Source organism: Bifidobacterium sp. H6bp9 (assembly GCF_032193695.1).
Classification (GTDB): domain Bacteria; phylum Actinomycetota; class Actinomycetes; order Actinomycetales; family Bifidobacteriaceae; genus Bombiscardovia; species Bombiscardovia kimbladii.
Window position 1 is genome coordinate 37,122 of record NZ_JASTZY010000004.1, and the last position, 17,736, is coordinate 54,857.

Sequence of the window (17,736 nt, forward strand, 5' to 3'; positions counted from 1 at the left end):
CAGGCTGGAAAGCAGTGGCATGTCAAGGACGAGCGGCGGCTCGTCTGTTCGCTACAGTGGAATAAAACCCTGCCAGTTCGTCCTCGGGAAGGGAAATCAAGGCATGACCAACTATATGCAGCTCCTCCTGCTCTATGCACCCGCCATCATCTTCGGCCTGCTCTTCCTCTGGGACCTGCACAAGGAGCCACGGCAGTTCCGCAATGCCATCTGGTTTCTGCTCCTGCTGCTGACCCTGGGCGGAGCGCTTCTTCTGCAGTTCGGCATGCGCTGGCTGATCCTGCCCCTGGTCATCCTGCTCATTGCCTCTCCCCTGCTGGTGATCTGCTTCCTGCTGGCCAACACGGTCATCGTCATCCGACACGAGGGGATCTCCCTGACCACTCTGCTGCCCGGATTACTGGCGCTGGCCGTGGTGGCCTACATGATTCTTTCGCCCCTCCTAGCAGGGTTTGGCGCTCCCTCATGGCTGCAGAAGCTGGCTGGGCTGATCGACCTGGAAGCCACCTGGTTCTTCTTCTCCTTCCTGGCCCTGCTGCTCTATTCCAGTTTTTACAGGCTGCTGCCCCGTAAGCGTCGCTACGACTACATCATCGTCCACGGAGCAGGTCTGCGCGGCGAAGAACCCACGCCTCTGCTCCGGGGACGGCTGGACAAGGCTGTAGACCTCTGGAAGCGGCAGGGGCGCCTGGGGCGCTTCGTGGTCTCCGGCGGGCAAGGCCCCGACGAGGTGATCAGCGAGGCAAGGGCCATGGCTCAGTATTTGCGCAACTCCTGCGGGGTGCCAGCCGAGGCCATCATCATGGAGGACAGATCGACCACAACCCTGGAGAACCTGCGCTACTCCAAGCAGATCCTGGACGACCGCTACGAGATGGGCACCGGACCTGAGCATTACCGGGTAGCCTTGGTCACCAGCGACTACCACGTCTTCCGGGCCAGCGAATACGCCAGTAAGGTCGGACTGAATGCCGACGGAATCGGCTCCCACACCAAGGGCTACTACTGGCCGACCGCCTTCATCCGGGAGTTCGTGGCCATCACCCGCATGCACTGGTGGCCCTACCTGGTCCTTGCGATAGGCTGGGCCGTCTGGATCGGCATTTCAGTCCTGCATTAACACCATCAACCCTTCAGAAGGAATCAGAGGTCATGCAACCTGAATCCCATCCCTATCCTGATCGGCCAGGCTGCGCTCCAGGAACCATGCCACCAGGAGGATGCCCAGGACGATGAGAAAGACGAAGACGAAAGCCCAGACGGCGCCGAACTGGAAGGCCTGAGGACCGGCATGGATCCCTCTGGCCTTGGGCATGCCAGTGATGATTGCAGCCAGGACGCCGGTCGAGGCGGCGCCTGAATACTGCTGAAGGGTGTTGAAGAGCGCGTTGCCGTCAGGCACCAGTTTGGCTGGGATATGCTGCAGCCCGACTGTGAGCAGGTTGTTGAAGACGCAAGCCTGCCCGACCATGTAGCAGGCGTAGAGAAGGACCATCAGCGGGACGGACAAGTGCCGGCTGAGGACCAGGAAGCCTAAGGCCGAGAGGAAGAAGGCAGTGCTTCCCACCGCAAGCAGTCCACGCAGGCCATGGCCATCCAGATAGCCGCCTGTGATGGGCTGGCAGAGTGCGGAGAGCAGGCTTCCTGGCAGCAGAAGCAGGCCGGCGACGGTAGAGGTCTCTCCCAGGACGGACTGGGCCATGTTGGGCAAGATGAACGTCAGGCCTATCTGAACAAACTGGACCAGGAAGTAGAGGATCAAGGCAAAGGTGAAAGTACGGTTCCGGAAGACCGCGATGTTGATCAGCCTGGTCCGCTGGCGCACAAGAGTCCAGACCCCTGCAACAAGTGCCAGGGCACCAATAAACAAGGACAGCCAGGTGATTGGACCATGCACATCCAAGGTGCTCAGACCCATGGTCAGACTGGTCAGGAAAATACCCAGAAGAAGGAACTGGAGCCAGGCGAAAGGACCGACATGGGCGCTCTCCCTGTCAACCGAGATGAGGGCAATAATCCCGAATACCAGCTCAATGGGCAGCACGATCAGAAAGATGGCCCGCCAGGATAAGGCCTGGATAACGGCTCCACCAAAGGTCGGACCCAGGGAGGGCGCCAGTGCCACCGCCATGCCGGCGCTGCCCACGTAACGACCCTGGATGTGAAGAGGTATCTTTTTCATGATCAGGGAAAAGACCAGGGGAAGAACGATACCAGTGCTGATGCCCTGCAGGAGGCGCCCCGCCATAAGGAGGGGAAAACATGGAGCAAGAATGCACATCAGGTCGCTGCCCAGGAATATTCCTACGCTGGCCAAAATCAATGTGCGGGTTGTGAATGAGTGTTCCAGCCAAGCGGCAGCCAGAACCGTCAGTGCCACCACCAGCAGATAGCCGGTAGTCAGCCATTGGACCGTGCCCAGTCCGGTGTTGAAGTACCGGGTCATCTCCGGAAAAGTGACGTTCAGCGAGGTCTCCAAAAGGACCCCGCAGAAGGCGAGCCCGGCAGTGCCGGTAATCAGCAGTTTTGTTCTCTTATCAACATGGTCGACCATGGACCGTCCGCTCCTCAAGCATCAGACTGTTCGCATAGCCATCTCCACGGATCCGTACGGCATGGCATCATCCGATGCCGCTCTCATTGCTGTTTGCGCAACGGTTATAGCTCTCTGGCTGCGTTGATGACATCTCCCAAGCCGGATTCATACGCGACTTGAAGACCCAGACAGTGTAACACTCATAGGTGTACCAATCCGTGCCCGATTCCGACCCGAACAGGCTTGGGTAGAGTTGGTGACATGCAAATCGATATCGTCTCTGTCTTTCCCGAGTATTTTGACGTAACTGGACTCAGTCTGCTAGGCAAGGCCCAAGAGAAAGGTCTGGTGGCCATACACGCCCACAATCTGCGCAACTGGACCCATGACGTGCACCACTCCGTGGACGATACGCCGGTTGGCGGCGGAGCAGGTATGGTCATGAAACCCGAAGTTTGGGGTCAGTGCCTGGACGATCTGCTGGGCATGCCAGATGGACCGACTCAGCAACAACCGCCTTCGGACCAGACAGCCAACACCGCTGATGTTAATGGACAAAAAGAAGCGATGAAGAGGTCCGGCGAGAAAAGCGATGGCACAGCAGCCGAGGCCGATTCACCGGCAGACAGCTACAAGGCTGGTGCGGCCGGTCCAGTCCTGATCTTCCCCAACCCATCCGCACCCCTGTTCACCCAGGCCGATGCAACCGAACTGTCACGGGCGGAGAGGCTGGTATTCGGTTGCGGCCGCTACGAAGGCTATGACGCACGCATCCCCGACTACTACCGGAATCAGGGGATCGACGTCCGGGAGTACTCCATCGGCGACTACGTGCTCAATGGGGGCGAGGTGGCCGTCTCGGTCATGCTGGAGGCCATCACCCGGCTACTGCCTGGGTTCATGGGCAATCCGGAATCCATCGTGCAGGAATCCTACACAGGTGATGAGCCCCTGCTGGAATATCGCCAGTACACACGCCCCACAACCTGGCGTGGCATGGCCGTGCCCGAGATACTGACCAGCGGCGACCACGGAAAGGTGGACCGGTTCCGGCGCGATGAGGCCATCAGGCGGACCAATCGGATCCGTCCCGACCTGATTGCCCGCTTGGACTGCTCAACCTTCAATAAGCATGACCGCCGTCTCTTGGAAGACCTGGGCTGGGACACACGGGAAACGCATCCGAGACCTCTGGATCAGCCGTCAAATTCCATGGATGATCAGCGGGCTGTCAGATAGTAGACTGCTGTCTCCCCATAGGTGCGGGCCTGATCAGTGGTCCATCCTTGAGGAGCCGCGGGCCACGGGGTACGTGTCGATCGCTCCAGAATGATCATGCCTCTATCGTCCACCATTTTTCGGCCAGTCAAACCGGTCATAATGCTTTGGCAGTCCTCCGTCGACAGATCGTAAGGCGGATCCATGAAGACCAGGTCGAAGCAGGCCTCGGACAGACCTGCATCCTCATGACCGGAGGAGAGGGGACGAACAAAGCGCTCGGCACGGTTTCTGCTGACGCGAATGTCCATGGCTGAATCCCAGGCAGGATGATGTCGCAACCCTGCGGCCGAGCGTGACAGCAGTCCGGCGACACGACCAGAAGACTCCACAGCCACCAGGCTCTGGGCACCGCGGGATAGGGCTTCGAATCCCAAGGCCCCGGTGCCGGCGAACAGGTCCAAGACCCGGGCACCGGACAGCAGGCCTCCGGACTCCAGATGGGAGAAAATGGCCTCCTTGGTCCGATCGGTGGTGGGCCGGGTGCCCTTGAGTGCTGCGGGAATGGGGAATCCCTTGAAGCGGCCGGCGATGATGTGCATATGGTCTGTTGTCCTTTCAGCTGGAGACCAGGAAACCTTCGTTGCCTCTCATAAAGTCCAAGACAGCGCCAGCCAGCTCGGGCTGCCCGACCAGAGTGGGGTCGGATTCCAGGAGTTGGCCTGCCTGGGTGCGGGCACGGGCGATCATGGGCGCATCGGTGACCACCCGCAGAAGCTTCAGGGAGGAATGGCCACCGGACTGGGCATCGCCCAACACGTCGCCGGCTCCTCTGATGCGGATATCCTCCTCTGCGATTTTGGCCCCGTCCGTAGTGTCACGAATGACCTCAAGCCGCTCGGCAGCTGGAGAATCCTCAGGGGCGCGCGAAATCAGGAAAGCCCAAGAGTCAGTGCCGCCGCGACCCACCCTGCCACGCAGCTGATGAAGCTGGGAGAGCCCGAACCGATCGGCATCAAAGATGACAATGCAGGAGGCTTGGGGCACATCCACCCCCACCTCCACCACAGTGGTGGCTACCAGCAGGGGGGTGCGACCCGAGGCGAAATCCGCCATAACAGCATTCTTTGTGGCGTCGTCATCCCGACCAGTCAGCGTGGCCATGGCAATGCCTTGGAATTGCGGCAGGGCAGCCAGTCGCTGACTCATTTCAACCACCGAGTGTAGAGGCGGACGCTGGCCATCACCTTGGCCTTCCTCAACCAGCAGTTCAGGTTGGGAGTCAGACGCACTGGATTGGCCGGAGCGGTCTGAGGAGGCCGAAGGGTCGTCCTCATCATCGATGCGGGCGCAGATGACATAGGCCCGCTCCCCAGCCTCGATCCGTCGGCGCAGATGCAGGAACATGGCGCCCATGGTCGGTCCGTCAGACTCGGCGATGACGTGCGTGCGGACCGGTTTCCGGTTGCTGGGCAGCTCGGTCAGGGCGGAGATGTCCAAATCGCCGAACCAGGTCATGGCGGCTGTTCTCGGGATGGGCGTGGCGGTCATGATCAGCAGATGGGGAACGCGCTCGGATTTGCGGCGTAGCTCCTCGCGCTGCTCAACCCCGAAACGATGCTGCTCGTCAATAACAGTCAGGGCAAGATTGGGGGCCTGGAAGGTCTTGGAGAAGGCCGCATGGGTGGCGATGACAATGCAGGGACGGCCCGAAGCCGAGACAGCCAGAGCGGAACGGCGCTGGGCCAGTCTCATGCCTCCGGTCAACAGCACCAGAGGCAGCACCAGCTGATCCGTCATACGAATCATGGTGACGTTGTCCACAGGCTTATGGCGGCCTTCGACGGCAGTAGCGGTCACATCGGTGCCCATGGCCTTGAGCATGCCGCCGATGGAGGCATAGTGCTGCTCGGCCAACACCTGGGTGGGAGCCACCAAGACAGCCTGATGACCAGCCTGAACCGCCTGGAGCATGGCTGCCAGGGCCACCACGGTCTTGCCGGAGCCGACCTCGCCCTGCAGAAGCCGCTGCATGGGCTGATCCTTGGCCATGTCGACGCCGATATCATTGATGACCTGACGCTGGCCATCGGTCAGCTGGAATGGCAGAGAGTCGATGAAACGGGCAGGCAGGGTGTCTGGACGGTCGGCACCCGAATCCGCGCATAGATAAGTGGGCTGTTGCTGGGTCTGTCGGCGGGTCTGCAGAAGGGCTGTCTGCGAGACGAAGGCCTCCTCATAGCGCAGGGTCTTGCGTGCCGCAGCGAAGTCGTCAGGGCTGTCGGGCGCATGCATGCCCAGCAGGGCACGAGCACGATGCATCAGCCCTTGGTCGACACGGATCTGCTCGGGCAGCACATCGGGTATAGCCCGACCCAACGCTTCTGGATTGATGCGGACCTCGGCACTGTTGTGTTCCTCTTCTGCGGCACCGGCTGCAGGGATGGTGCCAGATGCATCATCGGCCTGCGCCAGCAGACGCAGAAAACCCAGAATGACATCGTGAATATGGTCTGAGGAGATGCGGGAGCTGGCATGATAAACCGGCCGCGGTCGACGGACCCGCTCCAGGGCCTCGTCAAGGCTGGCCGCATCAGGCCGGGAAGCGTCCGCTGAAACCTCCTGATCAGCATCGGCGACAACCAGGGTCTCGGGATGGGTGAACTGGAGCTGATCCATGTAGATGCCGGGCTCACCGGCCACGACCAGATCCGCCCCCACCTGCAGCCGACGGACCATCCAGTCCATATAGGGCTTCTTGTGAGAAAAGAAAACCAGCCTGACCGACAGCGGAGTGCCGCCCCGACCGCTGACGAAGGATGCATCATCCACCATCACGTCCAGCCGAAAACCCCGGTGCCCGCTCAGCGGCACCAGACGCACCTGATCAACCCGGGCGGCGAAGGCACAGGGCTCACCCAGCCGAATGCCGGCAATAGTGGTGATCTGCATGGGATCGGTAATGCGGAAAGGATAGTAGGTCAGCGCATCCCCGACCGTGACCACGCCCAGAGCCTTGAGAGCGCTCACCCGACGCCTGTTGGCCACCAGCGAGGCCACGGTGCTGTGCAGACCTACACGAGCCACTGCCGACATACCCGATCACCTCCCGCAAGCGCCGACCATCATCCCTCAGGATGACAAGAACCCCCGGAGCTTATGCCCCCGGGGGTCCATATACGACCGACGAACCGCACTCAGGCGGCGATGCGCTGCACCTTGCCGGCCTTGAGGCACTTGACGCAGACGCGCAGACGCACATTCTGACCATCAACGGTGGTGTGCACCGACTGCAGGTTGGGGCGGAAGATGCGCTTGTTCCGGATATGCGAATGAGAAACACTGTAACCGGTCTGCGGGCCCTTGCCGCACACCGCGCAACGAGCTGCCATGATGACTTCCTTTACGTTGTTTTCCAAGTCGTCCCAGGTGTTCCGACCCGCAGCACAAGGCCACGGATGAACACACAACTTTGTTAGACTACTACATTCCACCAGGGAAGGCAAATCAACGGTCTCATGCACGAGGAGGCTTGCGGAAGATGCCGATCAGAGACTGGAGCACCCCGCAGAACACCCCGCCGATGATCCAGATGGCCCAGAACGGGATGCGCCAACCGAAGAGGTTGTCGTAATTGCCCGAGAAGAGCATGGTCAGGGCCACCAGCGTACAAAGACCCATGATGGTTCCGCTGATGGCATTGCTTATCCGGTGCTCATACCGGTAAGTATCCCAGCGACCGTCATCGACGGAATCAACCTGCCTGTTGTAGACCCGGAGGTTCATCATCCTATGGCTTGTTCCAGCGTGGACCAGTAGGAAGACCCCCAGAGCCAGAAGAAGGAAGAAGACAAACCCTCTGACCTGATCGGACCAGCCCCAGATCAGGTATCCGGCAGAGTTGATCCCCACATCCAGGAGCACGACAGCCAGACCGCAGACCAACTCCCAGGTAGTCTGCCGGTAAACTCGCGAGCGCTCCTCATCGGTATAGAAATCCGCTACATAGGGATGCCGGCGGCGAAAATCCCTTCTGGCGGAAACCGCCGGTATCAAACAGGCCAGGCCCAGGACGATGCCGATCATCAGAGCAAGGAAGGCCAGACCATTCTGTGCGTCAGTCGGCTGGCTGACTGCGGCGAAGAGACCGGCGAAAGCCAGTCCCAGCATGATGAGGGCGATGCCGAAAGCCATCCGCAGGCTGTAGGCATTACTGAAGGAGGCGTAGCCGGTCACGTCTTCCGAAACAGACTGGACAGGTATAGTCGTGTGCGTTGTCGAAGTCGTCTGTGCGGCATCCTGATGGTCCGGCCTGGACGCACGCTGCCCGGAACCCGGCTGCCGAACATCGCCTAGAACCAGGTCATCAAGGGTGCAGCCGAAGAGGTCGCAGATGGCCAGGAGCTTGTCCATCTCAGGATACGCCTTGTCCGACTCCCACTTGGACACCGCCTGACGGGATACCCCCACCAGCATGGCCAGCTGCTCCTGAGTCATGTTGCGCTGCGAACGCAGATATTGCACATTGGTTCTGAAACTCATAATGTTCTTTCTCCAGATCGGCAGATTGCCGATTCAACCAGCGACGAGACCATGATGAAACGTGCAGGGCTCCGACCGCCACCAGCTTTGGGTTGCACCAGACAAAGACACCAATATTTTCTGTCAACCGACGGTTGCTTCCTTGCAATTCCAAGGAAGCAGGTGGTCGCTGAATCCCTATCATCCCCCCTCCGGCAAGCAATACGTCCCCTCTATGTTCACGATACATACCCTTCAGAAGGGAATGCGAATCCTGCAGACCACAACCCTGAATCGTCCCCGATTCGACCCTGAAAACACCCTGACAGGAGCTCTCGCCATGGTCTTATAGAGGTAGAAACTAGGCAGATGACGACTGAAAGTGAGGCAACGATGCAGCATCGGGCGATCAAGGATCCATACGCACAACCGCTCATTCTGGACAAGATCTGCTACGACTACGGAACGCGACAGAAGCAGGGCGCCCGGGTGCTGGACGAGATCAGCCTGGAATGTCAGGCGGGAACCTGGACGGCCATCATGGGACCTTCGGGCGCCGGCAAATCGACCCTCCTCTATTGCGCCGCGGGACTGCTCCAGGTCAGGCAGGGCAGAGTGGCCATCGCCGGGGAGGACCTGACCCGAATGAAAGAGAAAGAGCTGACCAGGCTCCGGCGCGACCATATCGGCTTCGTTTTCCAGGACTACAACCTGGTCAACGCCTTCACCTGTTTGCAGAACACCATGCTGTCCAGCCTCTTCGGCGGCAGGAAAATCTCCGCCCAAGCAGCCCTGTCTGCCCTGTCGAACGTCGGCTTAGAGGGATATGCCAACACCTATCCAGCTGACATGAGCGGAGGCCAGCAGCAGCGCGTGGCCATCGCCAGATCCCTGGCCGCCAGCCCGGAGATCATCATGGCCGACGAGCCCACGGGCGCCCTAGACACCCATAGCTCGCGGGAGGTCATGGACCTGTTCGACCTGGCCGTCCGCAGCGGCCAGACCATTCTCATGGTGACCCACGACCCCAACGTCGCCGCCCGCGCCCACCGGGTCATCTTCCTCCAGGACGGGCGCATTCAGGCTGCTTGCCCGGGCGGAGACCCACAGACCATAGCCCAGCAGCTGGCCAGCATGGATGCTGCGCCAAACCAGGAGGCCTTCAGCCCTCCTCTGGCAGTTCCATCCGATCAGCCTCGGCGATGGTCCGGATTACCCGGCAGGGCACACCCACGGCCAGGGAGTCAGGTGCGATGTCATGGGTGACCACGGATCCGGCCCCGATAACCGCACCATCGCCGATGGTCACTCCCCCGGCCACAGTCACGTTTGATGCCAGCCAGCAGTTGGATCCGATGGTTATTGGAGCGCCCAACTCGTAGTCGTAGAGGGAGCCATCCTCATGGCGCCTCAGATTTCGCTCCTGCCACCGTAGGGGATGCAAGGGGGTGGCCAGGGTGACGTTGGGGCCGATCATCACATCGTCGCCAATCTGCACAGGGCAGGTATCCAGAACAGTGAAGTTGAAATTGGCGAAGATGCGCGAGCCGAGCTTGGTGAAACATCCGTAGTCGAAGTAGATGGGCCCCATACAGTCGAAATCCTGACCGTGTTCGGGCACCAGATCATCCAGAAGCCGGCTGCGCAGGTCCCGCTCCTGCTCAGAAGATGCGTTGAAAAGACGGCAAAGTTCGTGGGCCTTGACCCGCAGCTGGCTCAATTCAGGATCCGAGGCATCATAGAGCTCGCCAGATAGCATCCGCTCCCGCTGCGAGCGCCGATTCCCTTTAGCGGCTCTGGCGGCCGCCACACCTGTCAGTTTCGAGTCTTCGTCCATGGCCATCCCATCGTTCCCGCGTCACTTCAGTGTCACTGCTGCAAGCCCGCACTGCTTGCAGAGTCCTCATCCATGTAATCGTCTGGGTCAGACAGCCGACAGTCGCAGGGACCGTTCGTCGTCCGGTTGCGGACATCCGTTCATGCCGAGGGTCAAGCTTGGTAGATTGGAGACAGCGGAGGACCGTGGCGAGGAGGAAGCATGCGGTATGAGGTGAGCGAGGCCATTCCCGCGGATGCCAAGGCCATCCGTAAGGCCGTATTCGTGGAAGAGCAGGGTTTTCACAACGAGTTCGACCGAACCGACGATGCCAGTCTCCATATCGTGGCCTATGACGGGGATGAACCCGTCGGAGTATGCCGAGTCTTCCCCGACCAGGGCAAGACATGGACACTTGGCCGCTTGGCTGTTCTAAAGCCCTACCGCGGCCAACATTGGGGCGCCAATTTGGTAGGCAAGGCTGAGGAAACCGCTCGGAGCCACGGGGCCGACCGGCTCACACTCCATGCCCAAGAACGGGTAGCGGGCTTCTATAAGTCCTTAGGGTATCGGGATATGGGCATTCACGATCAGGACGAGGGATGTCCGCACATGTGGATGGACAAGCCCCTAACAGACAGCGCTGGAAACGAGCCGGAGGTCCAGGCCTCATGAATCTGACCGTCAATCTTGCCACTACAAGCGTCGATCCGGACAAGGATCCCATGGGAAGGTCGGAACAGGCCATCTCCAGCTTCAGCGATGCCGTCATCTACTGGTTCCGCCAGAATTTCGGAAAGATCATCCTGCTGATCGTCGTGGCTGTCTGCGCTGCATTGATCTCCAAGATCGTAGCGGCGGCCATGCGACGTGCCCTGGAACGAACCAACCTGCCCAGTGCCTCCATCTTCGTCAACATCGTCCGCGCCCTGATCTGGATCTTCGCCGCTGCCACCGTCCTGCAACCCGTCTTCGGAATCAACCCATCCACGGTGGTCGCCGCCCTAGGCGTCAGCGGCCTGGCCCTCTCCTTCGGATTGAAGGATACAATCGCCAACATCGTCGGCGGCTTCGGACTGATGGTCAGCAAGGTGGTCCAGCCCGGCGACATCATCACCATCCAAGGCACCACCGGAACCGTCCGCGATGTGACCTGGCGCCATACCATCGTCATCGACAGGACCGGCAACCAGCTGCTGATCCCCAACTCCATCCTCAACACCACGGCGCTTGAGAAGATCACCGAGGCAGGCGAGGCCGCCACCACGGTTCCCTTCACCCTGCGAGGGGATGCCGATATAGCCAAGTCCTCCCGTTCCATTGCACAGGTCGTGGCCCAGGCAACCAGGAATATGGCCATGCCATCCAACCCGCCCATCGTCCAGCTCCAGGGCTTCACCCCTTACGGCATCAAGGGCCAGGTAGTCATGTTCGCCAAGCAGGGCGTCATCGCCGCCGATATGCAGGATGCCGCCACCCGCGCTTTGGCGGGCCAGGACTACCTGGTCCAGGAGGCCGAGCTCCAAACAAAAGACGTTGAGTATTAACCAGATGATCCTCTCATCCTGCGGGAGAAATGCAAAACGGCATCTTTCCTCTCACGAGACGCCTCAAACTCCGCAGGCGACTCCGCGTCAGGCAGATACACCCTCAATCAGCTCGGTAATCAGATCGGTGTAGGTAATCCCGGTGGCCTCCCAGGCCTTGGCATACATGGAGATGGGCGTGAAACCAGGCATGGTGTTGATCTCGTTGACGATGACCCTGCCCTGGGACGTCACAAAGCAGTCGACACGGCTCAGACCGGCGCCGTCCACGGTTCTGAAGGCCTTGGCAGCCAGGTCGCGAACCTTCTGAAGAGTCTCCTCCGGCAGGTCGGCGGGAACCTCTACATGGGAGGCGGAAGAGTCCACATACTTGCTGTCGAAGTCGTAGAAGGCCTCGTCCTGATCAGCCTTGTCCAGTACCACCTCGCCTGGCCAGGCTGTACGGGGCTTTCTGTCCTTGCTCGATGAAAGCACGGCGCACTCGATCTCCCGCCCCTCAATGCCCTCCTCTATCAGAACCCGCCAGTCATGCTTTGCTGCCTCGGCGACCGCAGCAGCCAGGGCTTCGCCTTTGGGCTCTTCCACCTTGACCACGCCAAAGCTGGATCCCGCACGGGAGGGCTTGATGAAGAGCGGGTAATGCAGCTCTGCCTTTTCCACAGCGGCCAGCAGGCCGGCTCCGGATCGCTGTTCACGGGAGTCTATGGTGATGCCAGGAGCCACAGGTATGCCGGCTTGGCTGAGCAGAATCTTGGTATAGTGCTTGTCCATGCATGCGGCAGAGGCGAAGACCCCGCACCCAACGTAGGGCAGGCCCATCATTTCAAGCAGACCCTGTAGGGTGCCATCCTCACCGTATGGGCCGTGGAGCACCGGAAAGACCGCGTCAACATGCCCCAAAGGCTCCAGGGAACCGACTGCCCCGGAAGGTTGGGCTCCAGAGACCAGGTCGGCATGGTCGCCGATCAGAAACCCATCCCTGCCACGGGCCATGTCGAGGATGACCGGACGGCTGCCTTCGGTTATCTGCACCCTTGGCAGACTGGCATCGCCCAGACCCCATTGCCTGGGATCCTGGCCGCCGATGGTCCATCGACCGTCCTTGGTGATGCCGATGGGGACGGGCTCATACCGGTCGGTATCGATGGCATTGAGCACGCCGGCCGCTGACACGCAGGATATGGAATGTTCGTCGGCACGCCCGCCATAGAGCACCACAACACGTTTCCTGACCATCATCCCTCGGCTTTCCTCATCCTGGACATGCATTCGAGCCTCACGCATCTGCTCGGGCAGATACACCACTCAAGACAGCAGAATATCCCCTTGGCGGGCAGCAAGGCCTGGTCAGGGTCGCTCATCCACAAGCTTGGCACGAACAGGCATGGTCGAGCTGACGAAGGCACCGGACAAGTCAGACACGCGATTGATCCGGAAAACCATATATCGTTAAGCACAATGCTGGTAGCGCCGGCTTCAAAGTCTTCGCGCCCTCTATAGTCATCAGAATGTTCTGATGGCCGCCAGACTCACTCTGTGGTGATCTGCCCCCCGAACAGCTCGTCGATCATGCCCCGGCAGCTCAGACCCTGACCCAGCACATGGCTCATGGCCGTAGCCAGCGGGGTCGCCACCTGGTAACGCCTGCCCAGGGCGACGACAGCATCGGTGGTGGGCACGCCCTCGGCGACACCCTTGCTGACGCGGGTAGCCTCCTCAAGGCTTTTGCCCTGACCCAGATTAAAGCCAAAGGTGTAGTTCCTGCTCAGGGATGAACCGCAGGTGGCCACCAGGTCGCCGACCCCGGCAAGACCGGCGAAAGTCTTGGACTTGGCCCCGCAGGCTTCCCCCAGAGCAGTGAGTTCAGCCAGGCCCCTGGCCTGGATCATGGCGGCTGTGTTCTCCCCGAATCCAGCCCCTCGTGACATCCCGACTGCCAGCGCAGTGACGTTCTTCAGCGACCCGCACATTTCCAGGCCGATCACATCGTCCGAGACGAAGGCCTTGAAATAGTCGTTCGTGCAGGCACGGGCTACTCTCATGGCTGTATCGGCATCAGTGCTGGCGACCACGGTGGCGCTCGGCTCGCGGGCGGCCACCTCCTTGCTCAGGTTGGGGCCGGAGACAGCCGCGAACCTGGCTGAGTCCAGATCCAGTGTCTGGCGGACCACCTGATCCATCCGTCTGTCAGTGCCCCGTTCAATCCCCTTCATCAGGGAAACCACAATGGCATCATGACCCAGCAGACCCTTGAATTCCGTCAAGGCCTCACAGGCATGCTGAGCGGCTATGGCCACGATCACGATTTCAGCCCCCGAGACAGCCTTGGCCCGGTCACCCTCAGCGCTGATGGCATCGGGCAGCCTTTCCACGGTCGGCAGGCGGCGGGCATTCGAACGCTTGCTGTTGATTTCGTCCACGACATCCGGGTCAATGTCCCACATGATCACCTGATTGCCTGCGTCAGCCAATACCTGGGCAAAAGCGGTTCCCCATGCGCCTGCTCCCAATACCGCGATCTTCGTCATCATTCTCCTTTGCATAATGCCGTGCGCACGGGAACGCCGACCAGCAGCCTTATTCTTGTCTCTACCATCCTATGACACCGCCGCCAGGCAGCTGGAATTAGAGGCGGGTTCCGGCCTTATTGCTCGCTTCTGGGCCGACGGGTCATGGTCACGTAATCGAAGTATCCAGCCGCTGGGGGCTCTTCGCCACGGATCTCGGCCATGACCTCCTCCATCCGGTTGCGCAGGCGGACACAGAGGGCATGCACGGACTGTTTGGGGGGTTCCGCTCCCCACTGATCCACGTCTTCCAGAAGGTCGGAATAGTCAAGGAGCCGGTCATAGCACATGACCACGTTCTTTCGAGGCCAGGGCCACTTGTGATTGATCGAAGCCGCCCCCCAGGTGATGCTGGGATACAGGGGAACCATGCGACCCAGCTGTCGCGAGGCTTCCAGGGCGATGAATCCGACACCGGGCTTAAGCGACATGGGCCACTTCAGAGGATCACGGGTCACGGTTCCCTCGGGCCAAATGGTCAGTGGCCTGCCCGAAGTGATAATGCTGATCGACTCCTCCTCAATCGACCTGGCCTTACCTGACTTGCGCTCCACCGGCTGCATGCCCACCATGCGGAACCAGCTGCCGATAAGGGGCCAATGGGCCATTTCGGCCTTGGCCATGTATCGGGGACGACGACCCAGGTGGAAGAGCGCCATCATGGGAATGAAAACGTCAAACTGGGTCACATGGGTGGCTGCGGTGATAAAGGTACCGCTCTGCGGCACCCGTTCCAGGCCCCAGGCATAGACCCGGCAGGAGTCTCGCACCACCTGGGAGACTCCGCGCAACAGACGGGTAGTCCCCACAGGGTGTTGACCGTCTATCTCATCCAGGGCCGGTATGCGGTGTCCAGTGGGATAGTAGCGGGTTGGATCCACCAACCTGTGCCGCTGGGCCAACAGGGCCACCTGCTGGTCGGACAGGGCCGGTACCGCAGAGCGCGGGGAAGGTTTGCCTTTGGAAGCCATCTATGCCTGCCGGATCAGTCGATCTGCGCGTCCAGGGCCAGCAGCTTGTCGCGGAAGTCTTCGTAGCCGCGATCGATCAGGGAGATGCCGTGGACGGTGGAGGGACCGGAGGCCGTCAGCGCGGCGATCAGGTGGCTGAAGCCGCCACGCAGGTCGGGCACATCGATGTCCTGGCCGGTCAACGGGGTGGGCCCGAAGATGACCGCCGAATGGTTGAAGTTGCGCTGCTGGAAGCGGCAGGGAAGGGACCCCAGGCACTCCTTGTAGAGCTGGATGGTGGCGCCCATCTGAATCAAGGGCTCGGTGAAGCCGAAGCGGTTCTCGTAGACGGTCTCGTGAACGATGGAAAGACCCTTGGCCTGGGTCAGAGCGACCACCAGCGGCTGCTGCCAGTCGGTCATGAACCCAGGATGCACATCGGTCTCAATGGCCACGGGCCGCAGGTCGCCGCCCGGATGCCAGAAGCGGATGCCGTCGTCGCGCACGTCGAACTGGCCGCCGATCTTGCGGAAGACATTCAGATAGGTCATCATATCGGGCTGATGGGCGCCCTTGACCATAATGTCGCCATGGGTGGCCAAGGCGGCTGAGGCCCAGGAAGCGGCCTCAATCCGGTCGGGCAAGGAGGTATGGGTGAATCCCTTGAGGGATGGCACCCCCTCGATGCGGATGGTCCGGTCCACATCCACGGAAATCTGCGCACCCATCTTCTGCAGGACCGCCACCAGGTCCATGATTTCGGGCTCGGTGGCCGCCCCTGACAGCTCAGTGCGCCCTTCGGCCATGACGGCTGCCAGCAGAGTCTGCTCCGTGGCGCCCACCGAAGGGTAGGGCAGGTGAATCTTGGCCCCATGCAGACCATTGGGCGCCGTGATGTGTATGCCGGCCTCATGCTCCTTGTCGACATTGGCCCCCAGCTTGCGCAGGGTCTCCAGATGGAAATCGATGGGCCGGCTGCCGATGCGGCATCCGCCCAAAACGGGGATGAACGCCTCCCCTATCCGATGCAGAAGCGGGCCGGAGAAGAGGATGGGAATGCGGGAAGAGCCCGACAGGGTGTCTACATCAGCCACGTCGGCCAGCTCCACATGACTGGCATCGATGGTGACCACACCCTCCTGGGGACGAACATCCACCTTGACCCCGTGCAGCCTCAGCAGATCCGAGACCACATGGACATCGCGGATCTCAGGAACGTTCTTCAGCACTGAAACACCAGGAGCCAGAAGGGCCGCCACCATGGCCTTGCTGACGAAGTTCTTGGCCCCGCGGATCTGGATGGTACCGTGCAGGGGTCTGCCGCCCACCACATGCAGCACATCATTCTGTGTATTCACCTTGGGCATATATCGGCTTCCTTCTCGTATCTGCTCAGAGCCGGGCTTTGGCACATCATCGGCCCTATCTGCAAGTCTGCCACAAGGGGTGTGGGGACACCGTGAATTGTCGCCTCGGGCATAGGGCGTCCAACCAGTCGGATACTGGTCAGGCGCCAGCTGAAACGAAGGGGGTCAGCATCGTGAAGCCCATGATCAGCAGCAGCATGATGAAAAATGGGCAGGCCCAGGCGCCATAGACGTTCGTATAGGTGCGGTTTTCCCGCAGAAAAGCGGTAATCCGATGACGGCCCAAATAGAGGACCAGGACGGCCGCCAGCAAGCCTGCCAGCATCATGAGCACGTTGATGTAGGAGGACATGTTGTCGCTCATAAACCCGAGAAGGAGTTCCAGCCCGTCGCTGACGACCAGGTTGTTGAACACGTGCAGGGCTATGGACCAGAAGATGGAGTATTCGCAGGCCAGATAGCCCAGGAGCAGACCCATAATGAAAGCGAAGAACCCCTGGCCAAGGTCGCCATGGAAGAAACCGAACATGACCGCGGAGGTGACGATGGCGAAGACGTGGCCGTAGGGCTTCAGCGCATGCAGGATGGCACCTCTGAAGACCAGCTCCTCGATGACAGGGGCCAGCAGGCTGACGTAGATGAACATGGGAATGGTACCCGAGGCCTGCTGGATCTGCTCGGTCGTGGTCCAGGACTGCTGCACTCCCAGCCGCGCCGTGGTCCAGTCCATGCCTGACTGATACCAGTCGGCCAGGGTCTGCCCGGTCAGCGTCAGCGCAAAGCATCCCAGCAGCACCTGCCAGGTCATGGGGTGCAGATCAGTATGGAAGATGCCCAGAGGACCGGAATCGCAGATCTGCCGACGTCGTGTGAAGACCAGGAAGCAGAGGCCTGTGCAGGCGGCGATCAGGTTGATGATGCCCCCATACTCCTTGTCCGCATGGCTCATCACATATATAAATCCCGAGTGGGCAGGCACTGGATCAAACACGGCATTCCACTCCATCTGAGCCAGCACACCGAACAGAAGGCCGACGCTGTTGATGATAAGCAGGTAGACCAGCAGCAGGGCGGCCTGACGGTTGAGCATACCTCTGGCCGCACTCATCCATGCGCGATCCGCCACGCCTCGTCTGGGCTTTTGAGCTTGCCCGGCCCCTGACGCGTCGGGCGCCGTCGCTGTCTGCCCCATGTCACCATGCCCTTTCATGATC

The 17,736-nt window shown here is 60.6% G+C and carries 16 protein-coding genes; 5 read left to right on the top strand and 11 right to left on the bottom strand.

Features of this window, described 5'->3' with window-relative positions; all coding sequences use genetic code 11:
* Positions 1-103 precede the first annotated feature (103 nt).
* Entirely contained in the window at positions 104-1,120 is a 1,017-nt protein-coding gene (locus tag QRX40_RS06290) for a YdcF family protein (RefSeq protein ID WP_313837098.1), read from the top strand.
* Positions 1,121-1,150: 30 nt separating this feature from the next.
* Here the strand turns inward: QRX40_RS06290 and QRX40_RS06295 are convergent, their stop codons facing one another.
* Complete coding sequence (locus tag QRX40_RS06295) at positions 1,151-2,554, bottom strand: MFS transporter (RefSeq protein ID WP_313837100.1); 1,404 nt, start codon at positions 2,552-2,554, stop codon at positions 1,151-1,153.
* A gap of 243 nt (positions 2,555-2,797) precedes the next feature.
* Here QRX40_RS06295 and trmD point away from each other — a divergent pair, with 243 nt between their 5' ends.
* On the top strand, positions 2,798-3,775 hold the full coding sequence (gene trmD, locus QRX40_RS06300) for a tRNA (guanosine(37)-N1)-methyltransferase TrmD (RefSeq protein WP_313837101.1): 978 nt from the start codon (positions 2,798-2,800) through the stop codon (positions 3,773-3,775).
* On the opposite strand, the gene QRX40_RS06305 is transcribed toward trmD, so the two are convergent.
* The 4 genes from QRX40_RS06305 to QRX40_RS06320 all read right to left on the bottom strand — a co-directional run bounded on the left by QRX40_RS06305 (position 3,757) and on the right by QRX40_RS06320 (position 8,296).
* Positions 3,757-4,356 carry an RsmD family RNA methyltransferase gene (locus QRX40_RS06305; RefSeq protein WP_313837102.1) on the bottom strand — a complete coding sequence of 200 codons (600 nt, stop codon included), beginning with the start codon at positions 4,354-4,356 and terminating at the stop codon, positions 3,757-3,759. The genes trmD and QRX40_RS06305 overlap by 19 nt on opposite strands.
* Positions 4,357-4,372: 16 nt before the next feature.
* Positions 4,373-6,850, bottom strand: a complete 2,478-nt coding sequence (locus QRX40_RS06310) for an ATP-dependent DNA helicase RecG (RefSeq protein ID WP_313837104.1) — start codon at positions 6,848-6,850, stop codon at positions 4,373-4,375.
* 101 nt (positions 6,851-6,951) lie between these two features.
* Entirely contained in the window at positions 6,952-7,146 is a 195-nt protein-coding gene (gene rpmB / locus QRX40_RS06315) for a 50S ribosomal protein L28 (protein ID WP_015021347.1), read from the bottom strand.
* Positions 7,147-7,270: 124 nt separating this feature from the next.
* Positions 7,271-8,296, bottom strand: coding sequence for a helix-turn-helix transcriptional regulator (locus tag QRX40_RS06320; RefSeq protein ID WP_313837105.1), 1,026 nt, complete (start codon positions 8,294-8,296; stop codon positions 7,271-7,273).
* A 348-nt stretch (positions 8,297-8,644) separates the two neighbouring features.
* On the opposite strand from QRX40_RS06320, the gene QRX40_RS06325 reads away from it, so the two are divergent.
* Positions 8,645-9,541 (top strand): ABC transporter ATP-binding protein, encoded by an 897-nt coding sequence (locus QRX40_RS06325; RefSeq protein ID WP_313837107.1) that lies wholly within the window; start codon positions 8,645-8,647, stop codon positions 9,539-9,541.
* On the opposite strand, the gene QRX40_RS06330 is transcribed toward QRX40_RS06325, so the two are convergent.
* Positions 9,438-10,112, bottom strand: coding sequence for a sugar O-acetyltransferase (locus QRX40_RS06330; protein WP_313837109.1), 675 nt, complete (start codon positions 10,110-10,112; stop codon positions 9,438-9,440). The genes QRX40_RS06325 and QRX40_RS06330 overlap by 104 nt on opposite strands.
* A gap of 201 nt (positions 10,113-10,313) precedes the next feature.
* Between QRX40_RS06330 and QRX40_RS06335 the strand changes: the two genes are divergently transcribed.
* Positions 10,314-10,766, top strand: coding sequence for a GNAT family N-acetyltransferase (locus tag QRX40_RS06335; RefSeq protein ID WP_313837111.1), 453 nt, complete (start codon positions 10,314-10,316; stop codon positions 10,764-10,766).
* Positions 10,763-11,638 (top strand): mechanosensitive ion channel domain-containing protein, encoded by an 876-nt coding sequence (locus QRX40_RS06340; RefSeq protein ID WP_313837113.1) that lies wholly within the window; start codon positions 10,763-10,765, stop codon positions 11,636-11,638. The genes QRX40_RS06335 and QRX40_RS06340 overlap by 4 nt, the downstream gene beginning before the upstream one ends.
* 87 nt (positions 11,639-11,725) lie before the next feature.
* Here QRX40_RS06340 and QRX40_RS06345 read toward each other — a convergent pair whose 3' ends face one another.
* The 5 genes from QRX40_RS06345 to QRX40_RS06365 all read right to left on the bottom strand — a co-directional run bounded on the left by QRX40_RS06345 (position 11,726) and on the right by QRX40_RS06365 (position 17,714).
* On the bottom strand, positions 11,726-12,874 hold the full coding sequence (locus QRX40_RS06345) for a D-alanine--D-alanine ligase family protein (RefSeq protein WP_313837115.1): 1,149 nt from the start codon (positions 12,872-12,874) through the stop codon (positions 11,726-11,728).
* Between the two features lie 293 nt (positions 12,875-13,167).
* Positions 13,168-14,169: an NAD(P)H-dependent glycerol-3-phosphate dehydrogenase gene (locus QRX40_RS06350; protein ID WP_313837117.1), complete on the bottom strand. Its 1,002-nt coding sequence runs from the start codon at positions 14,167-14,169 to the stop codon at positions 13,168-13,170.
* Between the two features lie 113 nt (positions 14,170-14,282).
* On the bottom strand, positions 14,283-15,176 hold the full coding sequence (locus QRX40_RS06355) for a lysophospholipid acyltransferase family protein (protein ID WP_313837118.1): 894 nt from the start codon (positions 15,174-15,176) through the stop codon (positions 14,283-14,285).
* Positions 15,177-15,190: 14 nt separating this feature from the next.
* Positions 15,191-16,522: a UDP-N-acetylglucosamine 1-carboxyvinyltransferase gene (gene murA / locus QRX40_RS06360; RefSeq protein WP_313837119.1), complete on the bottom strand. Its 1,332-nt coding sequence runs from the start codon at positions 16,520-16,522 to the stop codon at positions 15,191-15,193.
* 139 nt (positions 16,523-16,661) lie between these two features.
* Positions 16,662-17,714, bottom strand: a complete 1,053-nt coding sequence (locus tag QRX40_RS06365; protein ID WP_313837120.1) for a CPBP family intramembrane glutamic endopeptidase — start codon at positions 17,712-17,714, stop codon at positions 16,662-16,664.
* Positions 17,715-17,736: the final 22 nt, after the last annotated feature.

Bases quoted from the DNA above. Each gene is read 5' to 3' on its own strand.
- QRX40_RS06290 (WP_313837098.1), top strand. From the start codon at position 104: ATGACCAACTATATGCAGCTCCTCCTGCTCTATGCACCCGCCATCATC.
- QRX40_RS06295 (WP_313837100.1), bottom strand. From the start codon at position 2,554: ATGGTCGACCATGTTGATAAGAGAACAAAACTGCTGATTACCGGCACT.
- trmD (WP_313837101.1), top strand. From the start codon at position 2,798: ATGCAAATCGATATCGTCTCTGTCTTTCCCGAGTATTTTGACGTAACT.
- QRX40_RS06305 (WP_313837102.1), bottom strand. From the start codon at position 4,356: ATGCACATCATCGCCGGCCGCTTCAAGGGATTCCCCATTCCCGCAGCA.
- QRX40_RS06310 (WP_313837104.1), bottom strand. From the start codon at position 6,850: ATGTCGGCAGTGGCTCGTGTAGGTCTGCACAGCACCGTGGCCTCGCTG.
- rpmB (WP_015021347.1), bottom strand. From the start codon at position 7,146: ATGGCAGCTCGTTGCGCGGTGTGCGGCAAGGGCCCGCAGACCGGTTAC.
- QRX40_RS06320 (WP_313837105.1), bottom strand. From the start codon at position 8,296: ATGAGTTTCAGAACCAATGTGCAATATCTGCGTTCGCAGCGCAACATG.
- QRX40_RS06325 (WP_313837107.1), top strand. From the start codon at position 8,645: ATGACGACTGAAAGTGAGGCAACGATGCAGCATCGGGCGATCAAGGAT.
- QRX40_RS06330 (WP_313837109.1), bottom strand. From the start codon at position 10,112: ATGGACGAAGACTCGAAACTGACAGGTGTGGCGGCCGCCAGAGCCGCT.
- QRX40_RS06335 (WP_313837111.1), top strand. From the start codon at position 10,314: ATGCGGTATGAGGTGAGCGAGGCCATTCCCGCGGATGCCAAGGCCATC.
- QRX40_RS06340 (WP_313837113.1), top strand. From the start codon at position 10,763: ATGAATCTGACCGTCAATCTTGCCACTACAAGCGTCGATCCGGACAAG.
- QRX40_RS06345 (WP_313837115.1), bottom strand. From the start codon at position 12,874: ATGGTCAGGAAACGTGTTGTGGTGCTCTATGGCGGGCGTGCCGACGAA.
- QRX40_RS06350 (WP_313837117.1), bottom strand. From the start codon at position 14,169: ATGATGACGAAGATCGCGGTATTGGGAGCAGGCGCATGGGGAACCGCT.
- QRX40_RS06355 (WP_313837118.1), bottom strand. From the start codon at position 15,176: ATGGCTTCCAAAGGCAAACCTTCCCCGCGCTCTGCGGTACCGGCCCTG.
- murA (WP_313837119.1), bottom strand. From the start codon at position 16,522: ATGCCCAAGGTGAATACACAGAATGATGTGCTGCATGTGGTGGGCGGC.
- QRX40_RS06365 (WP_313837120.1), bottom strand. From the start codon at position 17,714: ATGGGGCAGACAGCGACGGCGCCCGACGCGTCAGGGGCCGGGCAAGCT.